Source organism: Mycobacterium colombiense CECT 3035 (assembly GCF_002105755.1).
Lineage (GTDB): Bacteria > Actinomycetota > Actinomycetes > Mycobacteriales > Mycobacteriaceae > Mycobacterium > Mycobacterium colombiense.
In genome coordinates this window covers 2,226,669-2,246,680 of the sequence record NZ_CP020821.1, presented here as the reverse complement: position 1 = coordinate 2,246,680, position 20,012 = coordinate 2,226,669, and the positions used below count along the sequence as shown (strand labels likewise).

19 protein-coding genes and 1 pseudogene are annotated in these 20,012 nt (G+C 63.3%); 7 read left to right on the top strand and 13 right to left on the bottom strand.

What is annotated here, in order from left to right; all coding sequences use genetic code 11:
- Positions 1-12 precede the first annotated feature (12 nt).
- Positions 13-1,068, top strand: coding sequence for an LLM class flavin-dependent oxidoreductase (locus tag B9D87_RS10250; protein WP_238553405.1), 1,056 nt, complete (start codon positions 13-15; stop codon positions 1,066-1,068).
- A 7-nt stretch (positions 1,069-1,075) separates the two neighbouring features.
- Here B9D87_RS10250 and B9D87_RS10245 read toward each other — a convergent pair whose 3' ends face one another.
- Positions 1,076-1,939, bottom strand: a complete 864-nt coding sequence (locus tag B9D87_RS10245; protein ID WP_007770023.1) for an SDR family oxidoreductase — start codon at positions 1,937-1,939, stop codon at positions 1,076-1,078.
- 85 nt (positions 1,940-2,024) lie between these two features.
- On the opposite strand from B9D87_RS10245, the pseudogene B9D87_RS10240 reads away from it, so the two are divergent.
- The 3 genes and pseudogenes from B9D87_RS10240 (at position 2,025) to B9D87_RS10230 (ending at position 5,224) form a co-directional block, all read left to right on the top strand.
- Positions 2,025-3,247: pseudogene (locus B9D87_RS10240) on the top strand (Zn-ribbon domain-containing OB-fold protein).
- The gene (locus tag B9D87_RS10235) at positions 3,244-4,404 is read left to right on the top strand and encodes a thiolase C-terminal domain-containing protein (RefSeq protein WP_040629687.1); all 1,161 of its coding nucleotides are present in this window, start codon (positions 3,244-3,246) and stop codon (positions 4,402-4,404) included. Before B9D87_RS10240 ends, B9D87_RS10235 begins: the two are co-directional and overlap by 4 nt.
- A gap of 10 nt (positions 4,405-4,414) precedes the next feature.
- Positions 4,415-5,224, top strand: coding sequence for an enoyl-CoA hydratase/isomerase family protein (locus B9D87_RS10230; protein ID WP_040629688.1), 810 nt, complete (start codon positions 4,415-4,417; stop codon positions 5,222-5,224).
- On the opposite strand, the gene B9D87_RS10225 is transcribed toward B9D87_RS10230, so the two are convergent.
- From B9D87_RS10225 to B9D87_RS10180, 10 genes are all read right to left on the bottom strand, one after another.
- A complete protein-coding gene (locus tag B9D87_RS10225; protein ID WP_040629690.1) occupies positions 5,225-5,977 on the bottom strand; it encodes a FadR/GntR family transcriptional regulator in 753 nt (250 codons plus the stop codon).
- 79 nt (positions 5,978-6,056) lie between these two features.
- The gene (locus B9D87_RS10220) at positions 6,057-7,199 is read right to left on the bottom strand and encodes an acyl-CoA dehydrogenase family protein (protein ID WP_007770028.1); all 1,143 of its coding nucleotides are present in this window, start codon (positions 7,197-7,199) and stop codon (positions 6,057-6,059) included.
- 14 nt (positions 7,200-7,213) lie between these two features.
- Positions 7,214-8,179: an acyl-CoA dehydrogenase family protein gene (locus B9D87_RS10215; RefSeq protein ID WP_007770029.1), complete on the bottom strand. Its 966-nt coding sequence runs from the start codon at positions 8,177-8,179 to the stop codon at positions 7,214-7,216.
- Complete coding sequence (locus B9D87_RS10210) at positions 8,176-9,378, bottom strand: acyl-CoA dehydrogenase family protein (RefSeq protein WP_007770030.1); 1,203 nt, start codon at positions 9,376-9,378, stop codon at positions 8,176-8,178. Before B9D87_RS10210 ends, B9D87_RS10215 begins: the two co-directional genes overlap by 4 nt.
- A 45-nt stretch (positions 9,379-9,423) precedes the next feature.
- Complete coding sequence (locus B9D87_RS10205) at positions 9,424-10,326, bottom strand: SDR family NAD(P)-dependent oxidoreductase (protein ID WP_040629691.1); 903 nt, start codon at positions 10,324-10,326, stop codon at positions 9,424-9,426.
- Positions 10,323-11,465 (bottom strand): acetyl-CoA hydrolase/transferase C-terminal domain-containing protein, encoded by a 1,143-nt coding sequence (locus B9D87_RS10200; protein WP_052002450.1) that lies wholly within the window; start codon positions 11,463-11,465, stop codon positions 10,323-10,325. The genes B9D87_RS10205 and B9D87_RS10200 overlap by 4 nt, the downstream gene beginning before the upstream one ends.
- Before the next feature lie 44 nt (positions 11,466-11,509).
- Entirely contained in the window at positions 11,510-12,655 is a 1,146-nt protein-coding gene (locus B9D87_RS10195; RefSeq protein ID WP_007770034.1) for an acyl-CoA dehydrogenase family protein, read from the bottom strand.
- Between the two features lie 30 nt (positions 12,656-12,685).
- A complete protein-coding gene (locus B9D87_RS10190) occupies positions 12,686-13,792 on the bottom strand; it encodes an acyl-CoA dehydrogenase family protein (protein WP_040629693.1) in 1,107 nt (368 codons plus the stop codon).
- Positions 13,789-14,943: a thiolase family protein gene (locus B9D87_RS10185; RefSeq protein WP_040629694.1), complete on the bottom strand. Its 1,155-nt coding sequence runs from the start codon at positions 14,941-14,943 to the stop codon at positions 13,789-13,791. The genes B9D87_RS10190 and B9D87_RS10185 overlap by 4 nt, the downstream gene beginning before the upstream one ends.
- Positions 14,944-15,056: 113 nt before the next feature.
- Positions 15,057-15,482: a Zn-ribbon domain-containing OB-fold protein gene (locus B9D87_RS10180; RefSeq protein WP_007770037.1), complete on the bottom strand. Its 426-nt coding sequence runs from the start codon at positions 15,480-15,482 to the stop codon at positions 15,057-15,059.
- An 83-nt stretch (positions 15,483-15,565) separates the two neighbouring features.
- Between B9D87_RS10180 and B9D87_RS10175 the strand changes: the two genes are divergently transcribed.
- Positions 15,566-16,024 (top strand): MaoC family dehydratase, encoded by a 459-nt coding sequence (locus tag B9D87_RS10175; RefSeq protein ID WP_007770038.1) that lies wholly within the window; start codon positions 15,566-15,568, stop codon positions 16,022-16,024.
- Positions 16,025-16,109: 85 nt separating this feature from the next.
- On the opposite strand, the gene B9D87_RS10170 is transcribed toward B9D87_RS10175, so the two are convergent.
- On the bottom strand, positions 16,110-16,601 hold the full coding sequence (locus tag B9D87_RS10170) for a nuclear transport factor 2 family protein (protein ID WP_101896838.1): 492 nt from the start codon (positions 16,599-16,601) through the stop codon (positions 16,110-16,112).
- Positions 16,602-16,710: 109 nt separating this feature from the next.
- Between B9D87_RS10170 and B9D87_RS10165 the strand changes: the two genes are divergently transcribed.
- Positions 16,711-18,276, top strand: coding sequence for a class I adenylate-forming enzyme family protein (locus B9D87_RS10165; protein ID WP_007770040.1), 1,566 nt, complete (start codon positions 16,711-16,713; stop codon positions 18,274-18,276).
- A gap of 25 nt (positions 18,277-18,301) precedes the next feature.
- The gene (locus B9D87_RS10160) at positions 18,302-18,910 is read left to right on the top strand and encodes a TetR/AcrR family transcriptional regulator (RefSeq protein ID WP_007770041.1); all 609 of its coding nucleotides are present in this window, start codon (positions 18,302-18,304) and stop codon (positions 18,908-18,910) included.
- A 374-nt stretch (positions 18,911-19,284) separates the two neighbouring features.
- Here the strand turns inward: B9D87_RS10160 and B9D87_RS10155 are convergent, their stop codons facing one another.
- Positions 19,285-19,983, bottom strand: a complete 699-nt coding sequence (locus B9D87_RS10155) for a TetR/AcrR family transcriptional regulator (RefSeq protein WP_157373214.1) — start codon at positions 19,981-19,983, stop codon at positions 19,285-19,287.
- Positions 19,984-20,012: the final 29 nt, after the last annotated feature.

Here is a 20,012-nt window from a genome sequence, read left to right as displayed (position 1 = left end):
AGGGGCTACCTGGTGGCATCAGACGTGAAGGACGGCGGCGGTGCCGCACAGCATGGCTGGGCGGGCGTCGACATCGGACTGGCATTCGATCTGCGCAATCCCGCCCGGTGGTACCGGAATCCGTCGCGGCAATACGGATTCACCATCGAGGTGTGTCAGGAGGCGGAGCGACTCGGTGCATCATCGGTCTGGTTCTCCGAGCACCACCTTTTTGACGATGACTACATATCCAATCCGCTCACTCTCGCCGCGGCGGTTGCCGCCCGCACCCGGCGCATCCGCATCGGAACCTCGATAGTTATTGCACCACTGCACCATCCGGTAGAGATCGCGGAACAAAGCGCCGCAGTGGATCTGATCTCTGACGGGCGACTCGACTTGGGGATTGGGGCAGGGTATCGCGTCCCGGAGTTCGAGCTCTTCGGTGTGTCCTTGGCGGATCGTTATCGGCGTACCGATGAGACCGCGCGTCGGCTTCGGGAGCTGTGGGATTCAGGGGGTGTGCGGCCACGCCCGGTACAGGACCGGGTGCCGATCTGGATGGGCTATCTCGCGGCCCGTGGTGCACGCCGGGCCGGGCTGCTCGGAGAACACCTGCTGTCGGCCGATGCGGCATTGTGGCCGGCGTACTTGGCGGGGCTCACCGAGGCGGGCCATTCGGCGAGCACTGGCGTGATGGCCGGTGGATTTCCGGCTTGGGCCACCGAGGACCCTGAGCGTGACTGGCCGCTGGTGTCCGAACACCTTGCGGACCGGCTGAATTCGTATGGCCGCCACACCGTCGAGGGAACCGGACGTGCGACGCCAGACCCCATCGACCCACAATCGGTGCGCAACGCGAACGCTGATGGCACAGCGTCCATCGCTTACGGCACACCGGAATTCGTCGCGCAGCGGATACGGGAGTACACCGCCGGCGCGCCGGTGCGGACTGTGATCCTCTGGGCAACGATCGCCGGTCTCGACGAGGCGACGATACTGCGCAATGTTGAGACCATTTGCGGCCGTTTGGCTCCGCTGTTGTCAGCATCGAGCCCGGATGGAGATCTGCCACGAGCCCGCGTCTGATGCCGGGTCAGATCGTCGGCAATGGAGTCGCCGGTAAGTAGAAGTCGGGGCTGAGGTCCTCCTCACGCGTGGCCAGTCGATAGCCGGAGAAGTCATCGATGCCTGCTTCGCGCAATGCCTGCTCATCTGTGAAGAACTGCCCGGTGCACTCTGCGGCGGGGCGCGTGACGATGACGTAGGCGGCATCGGCCATGATCTGAGGTGTACGGCCCTGCGCCCGGGCGGCTCGCTCTCCGAGCACCGCAATGATTCCGGTGCTGGCTACCGTGGTCGAAGGCCACAAGGAATTGGCGGCGATCGGAATCGAGGCGAATTCGGCTGCCCAGCCGAGGGTCAGCATGCTTTCCGCGTATTTGCTGATCGTGTGACCGAGATGGGCCCCAGCCCAAGCGGGTTCGAGATTGATAGGCGGCGAGACTGTCAGAATGTGCGCATTGTCAGACCGTCGAAGGTGCGGTAATGCCGCCTGCACCAAAGCGAACGGCCCGCGCACGTTGATTGCCAGCAGCCGGTCAAACGCGTTGTACGGCAGCTCGGGCGTGCGGCGCAGATCCAGAGCTCCCGCATTGTTGACCACGATGTCGATGCCGCCGAACCGCTCGGCGATCGTGTTGACCGCGTCGGTCACCGCCGCCGGGTCGCGGACATCGCACGCCAGCGACAGTGCCTCGCCGCCGGCACGCTCAACCGCTGCCGCGGTCTCGGGCAGCGACCCCGCTATCTTGGGATGGGGCGCGTTGGTCTTCGCGAGAAGTGCGACGCGAGCGCCGTCCGCGGCGGCGCGCAATGCGATCTCGCGCCCGATACCTCGGCTGGCCCCGGTGACCACCACCGCGCGGTCCTTGAGGTTGCGGTCGGTAAGACTCGACACGATGAGGCCCCTATCTTCGCTCGTCCGCTAATGATATAACTATATAGCGTTTTATGAAGTCGTCCACCGCTTCGGGAGATATCGCATGACGGACATCGGCGTGATCGGGACCTACCTGCCGCCGTGGGAGAAGGATGGGCGCCGCATCGCGGGGCCCGACGAGGATGCGCTGACCATGGCGGTTGCCGCTGGTCGCGCCGCCGACCCGAGCGCCTCGGCACGCCGGGTCGTAATGGTGTCGCGAAACTTCCCGTTGCTGGAGGGGGGCAACGGCGCGGTACTGCTGGCGGGGCTGTCCCTGCCCGCCGACGTGCCTGTCGCCGAGGTGCTCGGGGCGGCCCAGCCGTCCTGGACCAGATCGTTGCGGCCGACGAAGGGACCCTGGTCATCGCGGCCGACGACTCCGCGGTTGCGGTGGGTTCGGCGGCAGTCCTCACCGGGGCGACTGGTGGCGCCACCCTTGCCGGTGTCGCTCGGCAAAACCGTAGCCTGCCGCTGCAGAGCCGGCGCGATGACGGCTCGAGGCGAACTTACGTCGATCCGAGGCTGCAGCGCGAGGCGGGCGTGAAGGCGTCTGTGAAACGGCTGAGACTTGAAGGTCCGACCGAGGTAGCCGTGGTCAGCGGGGTTGCCGCTGCGCAATTGGGATCTGCGTTAAACACACGCAACGCCTTTGCGGACGGGGTCGTGTCGGCGAGCGGCGTGATCCGGCTGATCGCCGACGCGGTCGAGCAGGGCGCGCAGGGACTCGTGCTCGGCGTGGAGCAGGCCACGATCACCGCGGCCCGACTGACGCCTGGACCGGTAAAAGTGAATCGCGACGAGGCATCACCTCGCCCCCTTCCGACACTGCGCACGTCGGATGGCCCGGGCATTCCGATCTCGTTGGCTGCATACGCGCGGGCGTTCGAGCCGAAGCTGCGTTGGGAAGCCGCGGTCTTCGAACCGCGACCGGGTATCGACGAAACCCCGCTTTTTCCCCCACGCGCCCGCGTCGATGCCGCCGGCGGACTGTCCAACGACTATCGCCTGCAGCCGCTTCCGCGCACGGGCACGGTATACACGCATGCCACCGTGCGCATCCCGGTGCCCGATCTACCCAGTCCTTACACGCTTGCCGTCGTCCAATTGGACGATAGTCCGGTGCGGGCGTTGCTGAAGGTGACCGGCATGCCTGCGGGGGAAGCGACGATCGGCCAGCCCGGCTCCATCGTGCTGCGCAGAATCGCCACCCGGACCGGCATTCCTGACTACGGATATATGTTCTGGCCGGGTAAAGCCGCCGAGGTTGAAGGAGCAGTGGTGTGAGGCGTGTGGCAATGGTCGGCGCCGGAATGACGCCGTTCGGTGAACACTTCGAGCTGGGCGTTAAGGATTTGATTCCGATGGCCTACGCCGAGGCAGTTGCCCACGTGGACAGGGGAATTGACAAGTCCGAGATCCAAGCGGCGTGGTTCGGCGAATTGTCCACGACCGATGGCTTTCCATCTGGCATTCTCGCCGACACTTTGGATTTGACCGGGATTCCGGTCACACGTATCGAAAATGCCTGTGCCACCGGCAATGACGCGATCCGCAACGCCACGCTGGCCATCGCGTCGGGTGCCTACGATGTGGCGCTGGTTGTCGGCGCGGATAAGGTTCGCGAGACCGAGTCGAGCACCACCTTCTGGGAATGGGCTGCCATGACGCGGGACAATGCCTGGGACTACCCGCTGGGACTGGTAGCGCCGGCGAACTTCGCATTGCACGTGACGCGCTATTTGCACGAGTCGCCCGCCACCCGCGAGCACATGGCGATGGTCGCGGTGAAGAACCATTTCCACGCGGTCAAGAACCCTAAAGCCCAACTGCGATACGAGATCACCGTCGAACAGGCGCTGGCCGCGCCCATAGTGGTCGATCCCTTCGGACTGTACGACTGCACACCGCAGAGTGACGGCGCGGCTGCGGTCATCCTGGCCGCTGAGGACGTCGCCGCTCGTTACACGGACCGGCCGGTATGGGTGCGTGGCGTCGGCCTGGGGCTGGATCGCGTTATGCACCAACACAAAAATGACATGACGACGTTCCCCCCGACGGTGCGCGCCGCGAAAGCCGCGATGGCGATGGCCGGTGTGACGCCGGACGACATTGACGTCGCCGAGGTGCACGACTGCTTCTCCGGAGTTGAGCTGATCAATTACGAGGACCTTGGATTCGCCAGCCGGTTCGAGGCGTTCAAACTGATTGAATCGGGCCAAACTTATGTCGGCGGTTCAAAGCCGATCAATCCGAGCGGAGGCCTGAAGGCTAAGGGGCATCCGCCGGGCGCGACCGGGGTCGCCCAATGCTACGAGTTGTTCAATCAGTTGCGCGGCGAGGCCGAGAACCAAGTCGACGGGGCTCGGATCGCATTGGCGCATAACATCGGTGGCCCCACCGCGGTGTCCGCTGTAACGATCCTGTCCGCCGACAAGCCGTGATTGGAGCACCATGACTATCTCCGAAATTTCGACGTTGCCCGGTTATGAGCAGTTCGCCCCGTCTCTGCTTGTGGTCAAAGTAGGTGCGGTGCATGTCGTGAAGATCAACCGGCCCAAGGCGTTCAACGCCGTCGATGAAGCGGTGCACGAGGCCATGGCCGCGATCTGGCGTGTCTTGCTTAACGATGACGACGTTCGTGCGGTCGTCATCACCGGTGAGGGCGAGGCATTCTCGGCCGGCGGCGACATGGTGATGTTCGGGCGTCTGATCGACGATCAGCAGGCTCGTGCTCATCAAATCGCGGGTGCACGAACGGTTTTCCTTGAGCTGATCAATTTCGGGAAACCACTGGTATCAGCGGTCAACGGACCAGCCGTGGGGCTGGGCTGCTCGGTGGCGTTGCTTTCCGATCTGTTGGTGATGGGGGAGGGCAGTTATCTGGCCGATCCGCACGTGGCTGTCGGGCTGACCGCCGGCGACGGCGGCGCGGCGATGCTGCCACTGCTAATCGGCATGATGAAGGCCAAGGAATACGTATTGCTCGGGGACAAGATCACTGCGTCAATCGCCAAAGAGCTGAACTTGGTGACCCGAGTCGTGCCCGACGGCGAGGTGCTTGAAACGGCCTTGGGCCTTGCCGAGCGGCTCGCCGCGCTACCGGCGCAGGCCGTTCGGTCATCCAAGGTGGCACTCAATATGCATCTCAGCCGGGCCGCGCTGGGGGTGCTGGAGTATGCGCTCGCCGAGGAGTACATGTCATTCAGTACCGAGGAGTTCAAGGAACGGGTGGCTGCGTTCCGCAACCGGACCGCAAAGTAGTCACTCCAGGAGGTCGACGACCTTCGACATCTCCGCGCCGGTGAGAACGTACTCCTCGGCTTTCTTCAAGTGTTTGTTCCACAGCTCGGCGGCTTTGTCGCCCTCGCCTGCCTTGATGAGATCAAGCAGCATTCGATGAGTCTTCGAAGCGCGTTTCGCGGACGACTCGGCGCGTGCGCCCTTGGTGGGTTGCAGCGAACGGTTTGCCGTCTCGATGATGTGGTGCAACATCTCGCTGACCATTTGCATCGTCTTGTTGCCCGATAGTCGCGCGATGGCGGCGTGAAATTCAGTCCGTACGTTGATTCCGGCGGCGCCGGTGAACTGTTCCTCGCGCTCGAGGATGTCTTCGAGTTCGGCGATTGCCTCCGGGTTTCGGCGGTTTGCCAACTCGATCACCATCGGCGTCTCGAGCGTGGCGCGCGCGTCGTAGACATCCTTGAGGGTGACGTCCTCGTATTCGAGGATCAGGCCTGCATACCGTGCCAGCGTTTCTCGCTTGGGGCGGGTGAACCGGGCGCCGCCACGGACCCCCCGTTGCACTTCGATGAGCGATTCGGACTCAAGCACCCGGAAGGCTTCCCGTAACGTCGGCCTGGATACTCCAAACCGCGACATCAGCTCCGATTCAGGCGGCAGTAGGGCGCCCTCGGGGATCTCACCGCGAATGAACATCCGGCGCAACTGATCGGCCACTCGCGCCGCCATTTTCGGCTCACGGAGACTTACCACCGGAACATCGACGCTGTCCATGGAGCCCCTCTCGGCGATGGCTGTCGCGGTGAACAAATAACTCGTTGTAGGCTAACTGATCGTTCGCCCAACAGCGCCGTCAGTAACCCATGGCGCGACCCATCAGGTCCTTCATGATCTCGGTCGTGCCGCCGTATAGACGCTGCACTCGTGAATCGCGCCATAATCTGGCGATTTCATATTCGTTGATGTAGCCGTACCCGCCGTGCATCTGCAGGCACCGATCGATGATCTCCCACTGCACCTCGGACGTCCACCACTTGAGCCCCGCCGCATCCGCGGCGGTCAGCTCGCCCTCGTTCGCGGCCAGCACGCACTGGTCCAGATACGTTTGAGCCGCATCGAGTTTGGTTTGCATCTCGGCGAGGAAGTGGCGGTTGACCTGAAACTTCCCGATCGGCTGACCAAACGCTGCGCGGTCCAGCGCGTAGGTCTTGGTCAGCTCCAGCGCGCGGCGCGCCATGGGCAGCGCGTAGCACGCGATACCCAATCTTTCGCTGGGCAGGTGCGAAACGAGGTGGTAAAAGCCGCGATTGAGTTCGCCGACGAGGTTGTTCTTCGGGACCTGCACGTTGTCGAAGAACAGCTCGGCGGTATCGGCGGAGTATTGCCCGATTTTGTCGAGTTTGCGTCCGCGGGTAAAGCCTTGCATTCCGTCTTCGATCATCAACAAGCTGACACCTCGGTGACCGGCCGAGGGATCGGTCTTGACCGCCGTGAGCACCAAGCTGGACAGCAAACCGTTGCTGATAAATGTCTTCTGGCCGTTTACCACCCAATGGTCGCCCTCGTCGCGTGCCGTGGTCTTGATTCCGGCAAGGTCCGATCCGGCGGCGGGTTCCGACATGGCGATGGAACCGATGTATTCACCGCTGATGAATTTCGGCAGCCAACGTTCCTTCTGTTCTTCGGTGGTGAGCTCGTCCAGGTAGGGGACCAGGATGTCGTTCTGCACCCCTAACCCCATGCCGACCGTGCCGGTGCCGAAGAACTCCTCGGAGATGATCTGGTTGAACCGGTAATCGGTGACACCGAGTCCGCCATACTCTTCGGGAAGCGCCCAGCCGATCAGCCCATGTTTTCCGGCGGAGAGCCAGGCTTCGCGGCTCACCTTGCCCTCGCGCTCCCAAACGTCAGTGTTGGGTGCGCAATCGCGTTCGAAGAATGTGCGAGCAGTGTCTCGGAAATCGTCGTGGACCTGCTCGAAAATGTTGCGGCGCATGCTTCCCCGTCCGGTCAGGCGCACATGACGACCGCGGGCAGCGGACGTCCAGGCGCGTAGGAATCAAAAATTTGCTCGGCGAGTGATGTCTCGAGTTGCTGATAAGAGCCCAACAACGCATCTATTTGGAACCCTCGCCTGACGTACCGGTGCAGGTCGTGTTCGGCTGTGAGTCCGATTGCACCGCATACTTGTATGGCCGTACCCGCTACCGATCGGTGGACACGGCCCGCGGCGGCTTTCGCCGCATGTGCACAGAGCGGCTCGCCAAACCGCCACGCTTCATCGAGGAGCGCTCGCACTCCTTCCACAGCAGCGCACGCCTCAGCGAGCAAATGGCGTGGCGATTGGAAAGCGCCAATGGGCACACCGAACTGGTTGCGCGCCTTCGCGTAATCGACCGCAATCCGCAACATTTCACCAGCGAGTGAGACGAGTTCGGTGGCCAGGGCGCGATGTGCCGCCGCCACTGCACGTCGCCATGCGTCGTTCGACTCATTGAAGGAACCCCGCAAGGGGCTACTCACCGCGGTCCAGAGCACGGATGCGTCGAAGGCGTCGCACCGCTGACCGTGCAGATCTTGGGTGTCGACGACGCCTACCGCAACCCCGCCCATCGAGGTCACGACCGGAACCGCCAATTGTCCCCGTAGTTCGCCTAGGACGAGCCCACTGGCGCGATCGATCGACGAGCCAGGCTTGCAGCCATGGGCGGGAAGCGGCATAAGCACTGCATCAGCCGGCCTCCCGAGGGCGGCAGCTAATTCGGCCAACATGATCTGGTCCAGGCACTCGGTCTGCGCCAGCGTGCGGCCTTGCGCACGAAACAGCAATTCACAAGCCTCGACCGGATATTCGGCATGGATCTCTGCCCAGCCGAGTTCGGCAAGCCGCGGCCCGATGACGGTATACCTTCCGGACGTCTCGCCGAACAGTCGCAGGACCGCCTCTTCGATGATCGGCCAGGACTCATCGGTCATCGCCCTCGCCCCTCTCTTGGTAGGTCGAGGATGTGGTCGGCGACGATCCCGCGCTGGATCTGAGCGGTCCCGCCCATGATCGTCGCGGCTCGCGAGTACCACCACTGTGCCCGTTCGGTATCCAATTCGGCTGCACTGCAGTGAGGTTCACCCGCGATCATCCACTGTCGACGTGCGTCGAAAGTGAGGTCGCTGACGTCCTTCTCGGCACGCGTGAACAAAAGTTTGTCGATGCTGCTGTCCGCGCCGACGGCACTACCTCTTGCCAGTTGGCGAACGGTAGAGGCCGAGCGTGCCTGGGCTGTGAGTACGGAAATATAGATGCGGGCGAACCGGTTGCGGTCCACCTCCGAAGCGCCGCTCGCCACCATGTGTTCCCTGAGCCGACTCAAGTCGCCCAGCAGCTTGGTGGAAACCCCGTAGCCGTACATGCCGCGTTCGTACTGCATCAAGAACATCGCGACTGCCCAACCGCCACCGAGCTCGCCTATCAATCGGTCGTGCGGCACCCGGACATCGTCGAAGAACAGTTCGCCCAGCTCCCGCCGTCCGCTCGCCAACTCGATCGGTCGTACGGTGACACCGGGCGCGTCGGCATCGACGAGCAACATGCTCAATCCGTGGTGGCGACTATCAGGTGCACCGGTCCGCGCCAGCACCAGCAGCCTTGTCGCCGTAGTGCCCTGACTCGTCCAGGTCTTTTGGCCGTTGATGACGAAGGATCCCGCGCCGTCGTCACTGGCTCGGGTGCCCAAAGCGGCTAGGTCGCTGCCCGCCTGGGGTTCAGAGAAGCCCTGGCCCCACCATTCGGCACCTTGCAGGTATCGCGGGAGATACTCTGCGGCCAACGCGGGCGCGAACTTCAGCAAGGCCGGCCCGAGCACTTCGAGGGTCCAGAACTGTGCCGGCACCGGCAACATGGCGTTGGCGAGCTCCTCGAAGAGCACACCCCGGTGCAATTCGCTGCCGCCTAGGCCACCGACCTGGGTCGGCCAGCCGTAGCGGTTCCATCCCGCCGCATACAACCGAGACAACACTTCGGCGTCAAAAGCGATCGCTTCCTCGCTGCTACCGAACGCAGCTGACCGCCACTGGGCGGCCCATGACAATTCAGCCAGATAGTGGCGTAAGGCATGACGATAATCGGAGATTCGCGTGGCGTAATCCGTCACGCGCACCGCATTGTCGACAGCCGACACCTAAGACTCCAAATCCGCTAAATGATTAGCTATCGTAGCAAAGAATCATGCTGTAGGTAGAGGGCCCGCCAACCCGCGCGGGGAGGCCCCCCACAGCCAGCTGACCGCTTGACCGACTTCTGAGAAAGCCAGATTCATTCCGTCCTTGGCGCGGTAGCAGTGGTCGGATTCGGTGAAGCCTTCGATCCGGCTGAGCGTATGGCCATTGATCCGAAGAATCTGCCCGGTGAGCCACGACGATTCGGCCGATTGCAGCCAGGCCACCACAGCCGAGCTGCGCGCGGGCTCCAGTGCCGGGTCGCCGGCCCGGTCGGCGAACACCTCAGCACTCATCCGTGTGGCGGCCAGTGGGGAAATCGCGTTGGCTGTCACGCCATAGCGCCGCATTTCCATGGCCGACACCACGGTGAGATTGGCGATCGCCGCCTTGGCCGCACCGTACGCGCTCTGGCTGATGTTGCCCCACAGTCCCGAGCCCGAAACGGTGTTGACGATCCGCGCGTCCACCGCACTTCCGCCCTTGGCTTGCCCGCGCCAATAGTCGCAGGCGTGCTTGGTTACCGCGAATGTGCCCTTCAGGTGCACCGCGATGACGCCGTCCCAGTCGGCCTCGGTTGCCTGGCTGATCATCGCGTCGCGGACGATCCCGGCGTTGTTGACGACTCCGGTTAAGGTGCCGAACGTCGACACCGCGGTCTGAACCATATCGGCTGCGTCGTCCCATGAAGCGACCGAGCCGGTATGGGCGACGGCCTTGCCTCCTTCCTGCTCAATCTCGGCGACAACTGCGGCGGCCGGTCCGTCACCGCCGCCACTGCCGTCGCGGCCTACGCCGGGGTCGTTAACTATCACGGCGGCGCCCTGTGCGGCCAACTCCAGGCAGTGGGCGCGGCCAAGACCCCGCCCACCTCCAGTGACCAGAACGACGCGGCCGTCGAGTGGACTCATGCTGGCATCTCCCTTGAGGCGCAGAACAGTTCGGTGATGAGCTTTCGGCGCTGCGAGTAGTCGGCGTCGCGCAAGTCGGCGTGGCCGGCCTCAGTCACGATGAGGTCGACGTCATGGGCGGGTGTTGAGGCCGGTCGGCTGAGTTGTTCGACCAGCGGCGATCGCCCGTTGGTGCGTGTCGGCACCGCGATGATGGACAATCCGCCGTGGCTGATTCGCGCTGCCGCGCAGTAGTCGGGATGTCCGCCGATGCCGCCGATGACCTTCCCACCGGCCCCTTCGACGTTGACCTGTCCGAATGGATCGATCTCGACCGCGGTGTTGATGGCGATGAACGGTTCCCCGCGAGATAGTCGCGTGAGGTCGTGGGTGTAATCAATGCCGCGAAGAATGCGCCGGCGGTCCGCCCAGTCGTAGAGCTCGTCCGTGCCCACCAGGTATGTCGCTGAGGGCTCTCCGATGAGCAGCCCGTGCCGGTCGAGTTCGATGACCGCGTCGGTGAGCAGACCGGTGTCTATGCGCAGCGGTACGGTGGCCCGCCGCAGCAGGGCCGTGCCGAGCGGTCCTGGCCCGTACTGCAGTCGAGCCCCGGCGGGCACGAACCGCAGTACCGCATCGGCCAGCGCTTCGTGCACCGCGTCGGGTTCGCGGTGCACGACCGCGGGCGATTCGCTAGTTGTTCCGATGATTTCGACTTGGCTGTCGTCGATCGGGTCTTCGGCGCTGGCCACCGGTGTGTTGCTGGCGGCCACGGCGAGGACGGGAATGCCCGCCCGGATGAGGCCGCTCTGGTAGGAGACCTCGGTAGCGAACCGTAAGCCGCCATCGACAGCCAGCCGGGTGACAAGGAGGTCTGGACGCAGCGGCCCACCCAGTAGTGCCGGTATCGCGGCCAGGCGCGTAGGTATAAACCGAGATGCCGTGTGGTGCAATACATTACGGGCACCACCGCTTGGCATGAGCACGATTATTTGGCTGAAGGCGTCCGGGTCCAGGCCATGAAGCGGCTGCGGCAACCACCCCAGGACGAGGCGAACGGAGCCCACCGCGCGCGCGGCTTCGCTCAGCGCAGTTGCGACCAGCGTGCCGTCATCGAGTCGGTTGACGGCTCCGGCCCCATCGCCCAGGACGACGGTCATACCGGGGCGCAGAGCGTCAGAAAAGGCCTGTGTCAGGGGACCGGTCACCGGGGTTCTTTCGGCAGGCCGAGCAGTCTTTCACCTAGGATGTTGCGTTGAATCTCGCTTGTGCCACCGAGGATCGTCTGCGCGTGACCGACCAGCATGTGTTGAACGAGTTCGTCATCGCCGGGATCAACACATGCGTCAGTGCCTAGGACCTCGGTTGCCAGATCCCCAAGATCCCGATCGGTCTCTGAGGTCATCAATTTGAGCACCGAGAAGGCAGATGATGCGAGGTTTCCGTCACCGATAGCGCGCTGCCACGTGTACCGCAGCAGCCACATCCGGGCCCATAGCTTGGTCAATGACCGCGCCAGCACCGGATTCAGCATGTCCCGGTCACGGGCGGCCTGGACCATTCGTTGGTGTGTGCGGAACATGCCGACCGCCTGCGATCCAAGCGTCAAGCGCTCCCGACCGAGCGTCGCCAGTGCGATGGTCCAGCCCTGACCGACTTGACCGATCAGCGCATCGTCCTGCACTTCGGCCCCGTCAAAAAACACCTCGTTGAACTTGCTCTCGCCATCGATCTGGCGCAGCGGCCGCACAGTGACGCCGGGACTCTTCATGTCGATGATGAACATCGACAAACCGCGGTGCTTATCGGATGCACTGCGTGCCAAGAGAAGTCCGTAGTCGGCGAAAGCCGCTCCAGAAGACCAGACCTTTTGTCCGTCGATGCGCCAGCCGGTATCGATCCTCGTGGCGCGGGTCTTCACGGCGGCGAGATCGGAGCCTGCTCCAGGCTCGGAGAACAGTTGACACCACACGTGGTCACCGTCGCGAATCGGCTCCAAGAACTGTCGCTTCTGGGATTCGGTCCCGAACTGGATCAACACGGGGCCAACCAGATCGGGCCCGGTGATACTCACCTGCCGAGGGACGTCGGCGTAGGCGCACTCCTCTGCGAACACTGCCTGCAGTGCGACAGGTGCCGCAGCACCGCCATATTCGCGCGGCCAGTGCAAGCACGTGCATCCACGGTCGGCGAGATATCGATGCCACTTCCGACCCGCTTCGATGTCGGCCGAGGTCGGCGTCGCTCCGTAGTTGCGCAGGCGTGCGGGCCTGGGTGCGTTTTCGAGAAACGTGCGGATTTGGCGTCGTAGCTCGCCGAGGTCGTCGCGGGCAACGGTCCGCAGGTCCATGAAGATCGAATCCTTGTCGGTGAGTGACGATTAAAAGAGCTTGGCTTCGGTCGCTACCCGATCCCAATGTTCGCCCGGCAACCCAAACAAAACCTCGTCGGTCCGCGCGCGCTTCATGTAGAGGCCCGCGGAGCCTTCCCAGGTGAAGCCGATGCCGCCGTGAATCTGCATGTTGGAATGCGCGGCGTTGCGCAACACCTCGGAGCACACGGCCTTGGCCATACTTACCCGCCAGGAATCGTCCCCACCGCCATCCGCCCATTCGACGGCCGCCTGCGAGGCCGAACGGGCGAATTCGAGTTCGACCAGCATGTCAGCACAGCGATGCTTGATCGCTTGGAACGAACCAATAGGACGCCCGAATTGCTCTCGCGTCCTTGCATATTCGGTGGCGATCTCGAGGATGCGTTCACACGCGCCCACCTGTTCGGCTGACAGCACGGCGAGCGCGCGGCGCAGGCACCGGTCGATTAAGCCGTCCACTGGCCCGTTGGCGGTGAGTTCTTCGGCGGCTACATCACACAACGCTATTGATGCCATTGGGCGGGTCGAGTCCAAGACCTCCTCGGGCTCGATTACCACGCCGGCTGCGCTGGTATCGATCAAAAAGATCGCCCGTTTCCCGTCGACCATTGCAACGACCACCAGATCGTCCGCGGCCGTGCCATGCAGAACATGACGTGCCTTGCCGTCGATTCGCCATTCGCCGGACCGTTGGCGTGCCTCGAATGTCGCCCCAGGTCGAGCCGAGAATCCACCGTCACCCGTGATCACGGCAGCCGCCACGCGCTTACCCTCGGCAAGCTGTTCTAACCGCGCCGGCGATGCACCCGCCTCGACGAGCAATCCCGTGGCCAGCACCGCGGATGCCAGAAACGGAACGGGCGCCAGCGTCCGGCCGAGCTCATGCGCCACAATTGCCAGCGCCGACGCGCCGAAACCCGCGCCGCCCAGATCTTCCGGCATGCCGATGGCCCCAACACCGACCTGCCCGCACAACACCGTCCACAGCTCCGCGTCGAACCCGCCGCATTCATACGCCACTCGGCGCACCCGCTCCTCGGAGCACAATCGCGCGCACGCAGCACGCACCGCCTGGCCGAGTTCTTGGCGCTCGTCGAGCGACAATGCGCTCATCGGCTCAAGATCGCAACCGCCGCGCTTCCCGGTGATCCGTACAGTTGCGCCAACGCCACCCGGGGCCCGTTCGGGACTTGGCGGTCGCCCGCGGTGCCCCGCAACTGGTGGACTAGCTCATAGACTTGTCGCAGCCCGGACGCGCCAACCGGCTCGCCATTTGCGATGAGGCCACCATCAGTGTTCACCGGGATGCGGCCGCCTATTTCGGTGGCGCCATCGGCAAGCAGCGCCTCCTGCTCACCGTCCTTGCACAGCCCGGTCTCAGCCAGATGGATGATCTCTGAGCCGGCGTCGGTGTCCTGCAGTTGCGCGACGTCGATGTCCTCGGGGCCGATGCCCGCCGATTCGTAAGCCGCGGCCGCGGCCCGAGCGGTTGTGCCTTCGACCAGCGGTAGCTCGATCGATGTCCTAAGCAGCTCGAATGCCCCGTCGCGACGACTCCGGAATCCGCTGGCGCGCAAGTAAATCGGTGTATCGGTGTAACGCTTCGCCACTTCGGCGCGGCACAGCACGGCAGCTGCAGCGCCTTCGTTCGGGTTGCAGTACATGTATTGCCGTAGCGGCGCATTGACCGTCGGCGAGGCCAGAATCTCATCGACACTTATCGGCTTGCGGCGCCAAGCGTGCGGCGCGCGCGCACCGTTTGCGAAGTTTTTCGCTGCGGTCCTGGCCAAGGTTCGCTCGCTGATGCCGTGGTCATGCATGTACCGGGTGATTTTGTGACCGAAAAAGTGGGTGGTGAGGAACATTCCCTGGTCGCCGTACCATTGCGGCAGTCCCGCGTTCGCCGGGTCTGCACCGAACGAACCCCGTGGATGCTTGTCCAGCCCGACCGCCACCGCCAGTTCGGACTCACCTAGTTGAATGTCGCGAGCAGCGAGGGTCAACAACGTATTGCCGGTGGCGCAGCCAGTTAGGGCCGAGCGCGCGGGCACGCCCGTCATGCCGACGAGGCCCGTGACCGCTTCCGGGTTCGCGATTTCGAGACTGCCCGCGTAGAGGCTCCCGATCTTGTCCCAATCAACACCCGCATCGCGGAGCGCTCTGGACACCGCAACGGCACCCATTTCCAGAGCGGACCGGTCGGCGTAACGGCCAAACGGGTGAATCCCGACTCCGATGATGGCGACTTCTGGTTGGTTACCCATGGCGAACCCTGCACCCTCCATTGCGAGCGTTAACACGTTAATTATATATCTATTTTGCTGCAGCGGTCTAGGCCGGGACTGGAATCGGAGTCCGGCCGGCAGCCGGCCGGCGCTTACGCCGGCGTGAACGCGTACGTCAGGTAGTCCTGCCCGTCGGTGAATCGCACCGTGGTGGTGGTGGAGCGCATCGGTTGACCGATCCGCAGATCACCCGCGTTGACCCCGACGATAAGCGTCTCGACGAGTAGTCCTTCCGGCAGCTCGATGTACCCGACGATGTAGGGCTGAAAATGCTCCGGCGAACGGTCGCCCCGGTAGGGGAGAGGCGGCGCGAACTCTTGCGTCGTATACGTGAAAAGGGTTCCCGTTGTCGACAACTCGACTGGAACGATGTCTCGCTGTATTTCCGGCCTGGCATCGAACAACTCGGGTCTCTCCGCGGGAAACTTCACCACGCCAACGGATGTTCGTCGGGACCCGAGCAACACGGCCCGTTCGCCCTCCACCCGGAACAAGTCCTGCGCAATCAGTGCACTCATATCTGCCGCCCATCGTTAGTACCGGACTCGTGATGTATATAGTTATACAGATAACTGACCCGTACCTGGAGGGGGAGTCGCACGTGAAGGTGATCAACGGCATCGACGATGCGATCGCCATGGTCGGTCAAGAGCTGGGCGTCAGCGAATGGAAGGAAATCGACCAGAAGCGCATCGACGCATTCGCCGAGGTCACCGAGGACCTGCAATGGATTCATATCGACGTCGACCGGGCCAGCGCCGAAAGCCCCTATGGCACGACCATTGCGCACGGATTTCTCACCTTGTCGCTGATACCCGTCCTGAGCACACAGACCTACTCCGTCGTCAACCGCAAGATGGGCATCAACTACGGCCTGAACAAAGTTCGGTTCCTGGCACCGGTTACGGCGGGATCGCGCGTCCGGGACCGCTGCGAGGTGATCGATACGAAACGGGCAGCTGAGAACATCGTGGATATGACGGTCCGCCATACCATCGAGTTAGAAGGTTCCGAAAAGCCCGCCGCGGTCGCCGAAGTGGTCACCCGATTGGTCTTCTGAAGTCACGGGTGCCACCGATGCGGCGATGAAAGTCACGACCGATGCCGTGCGGGTGTCCGGCGGCGCGGGTCGCAGGCGGTAGCAACTAAGGCGCGCCGAACGCGCTCGGCGGCCGCAGCCCGTCGTATGGGACGATCCGGCCAGACAGCCCGTCCGGCCTGCCCAGAGTTCGCGGCACCAACAGGCGGCGGCTGAATCGCCATCCCTCGGTGAGCCGTACCGCATCATCCTCGTAGAGTCCGAGAAATTGAATGGGGCGTTGGTCGCCGCGCCGCCGGGCCCACTCGGTGATGGGGAACCGGGCGGCCGCGTGGTCGCCGTCGACATACACCAGTCCGAGATGGACGGTCTGAAAGACCAGTTCGAGATCACCGGTTGTCCTTCTCAGTACCGCGGCGATCGCGCTGTGTCCGACCGCGTCTTCGGTTGTGGGCGAGGCCAAGACCCCGTCTGGCGCGTAGACCTGTACGGCTTCGTCGATGTCGCCGCGGGAGATGGCCTCTGCATAGCCGACAGCCAACTGCTGGATGGCCATCATATCTGCGGCGGTTGCTGCCGTCGGTTCAGGAATCAGCATCCGGGCGCGCAACCACCATCGACAAACCGGGCCGCTTTTGGTTCATTGACGAAGGACACTGGCCGATAATATGTTCCAGTATGGACTATATACAAGTGGTCGTCGGCTCATGATCAGCGATGGTGTGTCCGTCGAGGCATTAACCCAGTGGCAAGAGGCCACGGTGGGATCATTGCTGTCCCAGGCGCTGAATCGCTGGCCTGATCGCGCAGCAATTCGGTGGCCAACCCCGACCGGCCTGAAAACGTTGACATGGAAGCAGGTCTGGGACAGCGCGGCGTCAGGCGCCGCGCAACTTCGGGCAGACGACCCCACCCCCATCGCAATTTTCGCGCCCAACAGCGAGGGTTGGTACTTGTCGCTGTGGGCGGTGGCCCTGTCGGGTCGCCCGCTCGTACCGATCAATCCCGCCCTGACGGAGCGAGAGGTGCGGGCTATCCTCATGGACTCCGGCGCAAGCATCGTGCTGGCGGCGCGCGACTACCGCGGCCGCAACCTACTTGAGGCCGTCGCTCGGTTAAACATCGTTGATATCCAACACCTCTGGGACGTCGACGACTGGATTTCCGCGACACAATCGGCCACCGGTGCTATCGGCGCGGTGGCACCGCAGAGCACCTTCGTCATCCAGTACACGTCGGGTACAACGGGAACACCCAAAGGCGTGATGCTTGCGCACCGCGCGTGTGTAAACGCCGCGTCGACACTCATCGCCACGCTCGAACCGGGCGACGACGAGACATGCTGCAGCCCTTCGGCGCTACATCATGTCGGGGCATTGATTGCCCACGCCCTCGCCCTCGCACGCATCGGTGCCACCTACGTGATGATGAATGAATTCTCGGCTCAAGGGTTCGTCGAGGCCGCGGCATCGAGCCGCGCAACGATCCTTGCGGGCGTGCCAACAATGTATTCGAGAGTCCTCGACGATCCGAGCTTCGCTGACGTGAAGCTGCCCGATGTCCGCGTATTGATGCTTGGGGGAGCATCAATTCCGGTGACTTTGGTGTCACGCCTCGAGAGTCACTTCGGGGCACGGGTGGCCGTCATGTACGGGCAAAGTGAAGCGCCCGTGATCACGGCGACCCGCCTGGACGATCCGGCTTGGATGAAGGCCCATACGGTCGGTCGCGCCCTACCGCACCGCGAAATACAAATACTGGGCGTGGCAACGCGATCGCCCGCCGATGTGGGCCAGATCGGCGAAATCTGCGTGCGCACGCCGGTGAGAATGGTCGGTTATCTCAACTTGCCGGATGCGACGTCCAAGGCCATCGACGATGAAGGTTGGTTACACACCGGAGATTTGGGGGCGCTGGATGTCGAGGGGCGACTGTATTTCCATGGCCGGCTGCGGGAGATGATCGTGCGCGGCGGGGAGAATATCTACGCGCGCGAGGTCGAGGAGGTCATCGAGTCTCATCCAAGAGTGGCCGAAGTGGCGGTGGTTGGGTTGCCGGATTCGGATTGGGGGGAGATCGTCGCGGCGGCGGTGGTCCCCCGGACGGGCGCGACGGTATCCGCGGACGAACTCTCGGCGTGGGTGGAGCGACACCTTGCGCGTTACAAGCGCCCAACAAGTTGGCGTTTTGTCGACGAACTACCGATGACCGCATCGGGCAAGCCGAAGAAGTTTGCGATCGTCGAATGGTTCGGGGCGATCGATGGTAACTAGGCGCCCCGCCGGTACTGTTGCCACCATGCCGTCGAAGCCCTACGTCGATGAGGGGCAACAGCGCGGCCGGCCGCGCGACCCGTCGGTTGAAGAGCGCGTCTTTCAGGCCGCGACCATAGAGCTAGCCGAATCGGGGTTCGAGGGTTTCAGTGTGCGCAGCGTGGCACGACGCTCAGGCGTGGCCCGTCCGAGTTTGCTGCTGCGTTGGCCGACGCGTGATGCGCTGATCCTTGAGACCGTCGAGCGCATCCTGGAATGGCCACGCCCCAATCCCGAGGCACCGTTCGAGGGCGAGCTGAAGGCGATCGTCGCGCGGATCGTCGAACTGATGGACCCAACCCTACTGGCGCTCCAAATGCGAATTGTGGCTGATGCTCCCAAGCACCCCGAACTGTTCGCCGCATACCAGGACAAGGTGATGACAAAGGCGGCCTCCCGGCTTTCGGGGCTCCTGCGACGTGCCGTTGACGACGGTGAGCTGCCAGCCCACATTGACTGCCGTTGGGCGTCCGACGCGCTGGTGGGTGTCGTGTTCATGAGGTCTGTCGCCTCTCGCGGCCAACGACCGCTGTCGGCGGCAGCGCAAGGCCGCATCATAACGACGTTTCTGTGCACTCTCCGGGGAGGGGAGTAGGACGGGCCGGCACGCGGCCAGGTTGTCACTGGATGCGGTCCACGATCGTGAGAGCGACGCGTTTAGGGGATCAGCCACCGATTACTGCGACCTGGGATGGCCGGCCGGCTGAGTGGTGAAGTCGTCCGCCCGCGGTGGCGGCACAATCACCATGAGCGCAGCTTGTCCGACCCCTCTCGGCACCACCGCAGGAAGTAGATAAATGGATATACATTTAAGCGTCGCTTGGTAGCCAATCACCAACAAGTTGTCCGCCCGGAATACGTGGGCATCGCCGCGGGACGGCTTAGGGCGTTTGCCGTCTGGCTGGGCGAGTAAACGGTATGACCTGCAAATGTGAAGCGTGAGCAAAATCAGTTAGATTTATTCACTGCTTATGACGAGCTGCCCGCGGGGTATCTCGGTGGCGCGTGCGTCGGAAGTATGGGTAAAACGATGTCGATCGCTGCCGCGACGAGTTCGGGCAATTCCGAGCCGGGCGTGACTGCCCACCGGCGGTATGCGGTGGCAATCGCGCCTGTTAGGGCGCTCGCCGCGATGTCGTAGAAGAACATCTCGTCGGCCGAACCTTCGCCTTGTTGCCCGGGTGTCGCGGACCGCAGCGTCACTGCAAGCTTGGGTTGAATGCGCCCGGTAGCGCCGAGGAAAAACCGCCAGATCTTCTCGTCGGCCGAGGCCAGGCGCATCATTTCGCGGCTTTCCTCGTTGATATCGATTTGCGCGTGTTCAAAGGCCGCAATAATGGCATTACGTAGCGATAAGCTATGCATTTCGATGGATAGCAGATAAAGAAATTCTGACGTGGCCTCTGCAATAGTGGCCATGAATAGTTCGCTTTTGCTGCCAAAATATCGATAAAGCGTGCGTGGCGACACTCCTGCAATCGCAGCAACGGTCGACATTGTGGTCGCCGAGTACCCCCGGACGCGGAACGCGTGTACCGCCGCTGCGGTTATCTTTCGCCGCGTCGCTTCGATCCGATCCCGCGTGGGCACCGGCCGGTAACTGGGCAGGGAGGCGGCCGATCGACGGCGAGTCACGTGGCACAGTCTGTCATAGGCGCGCAGCGCCATGCGAGTGCTCAGCCTCAGAGAAGCCGGCA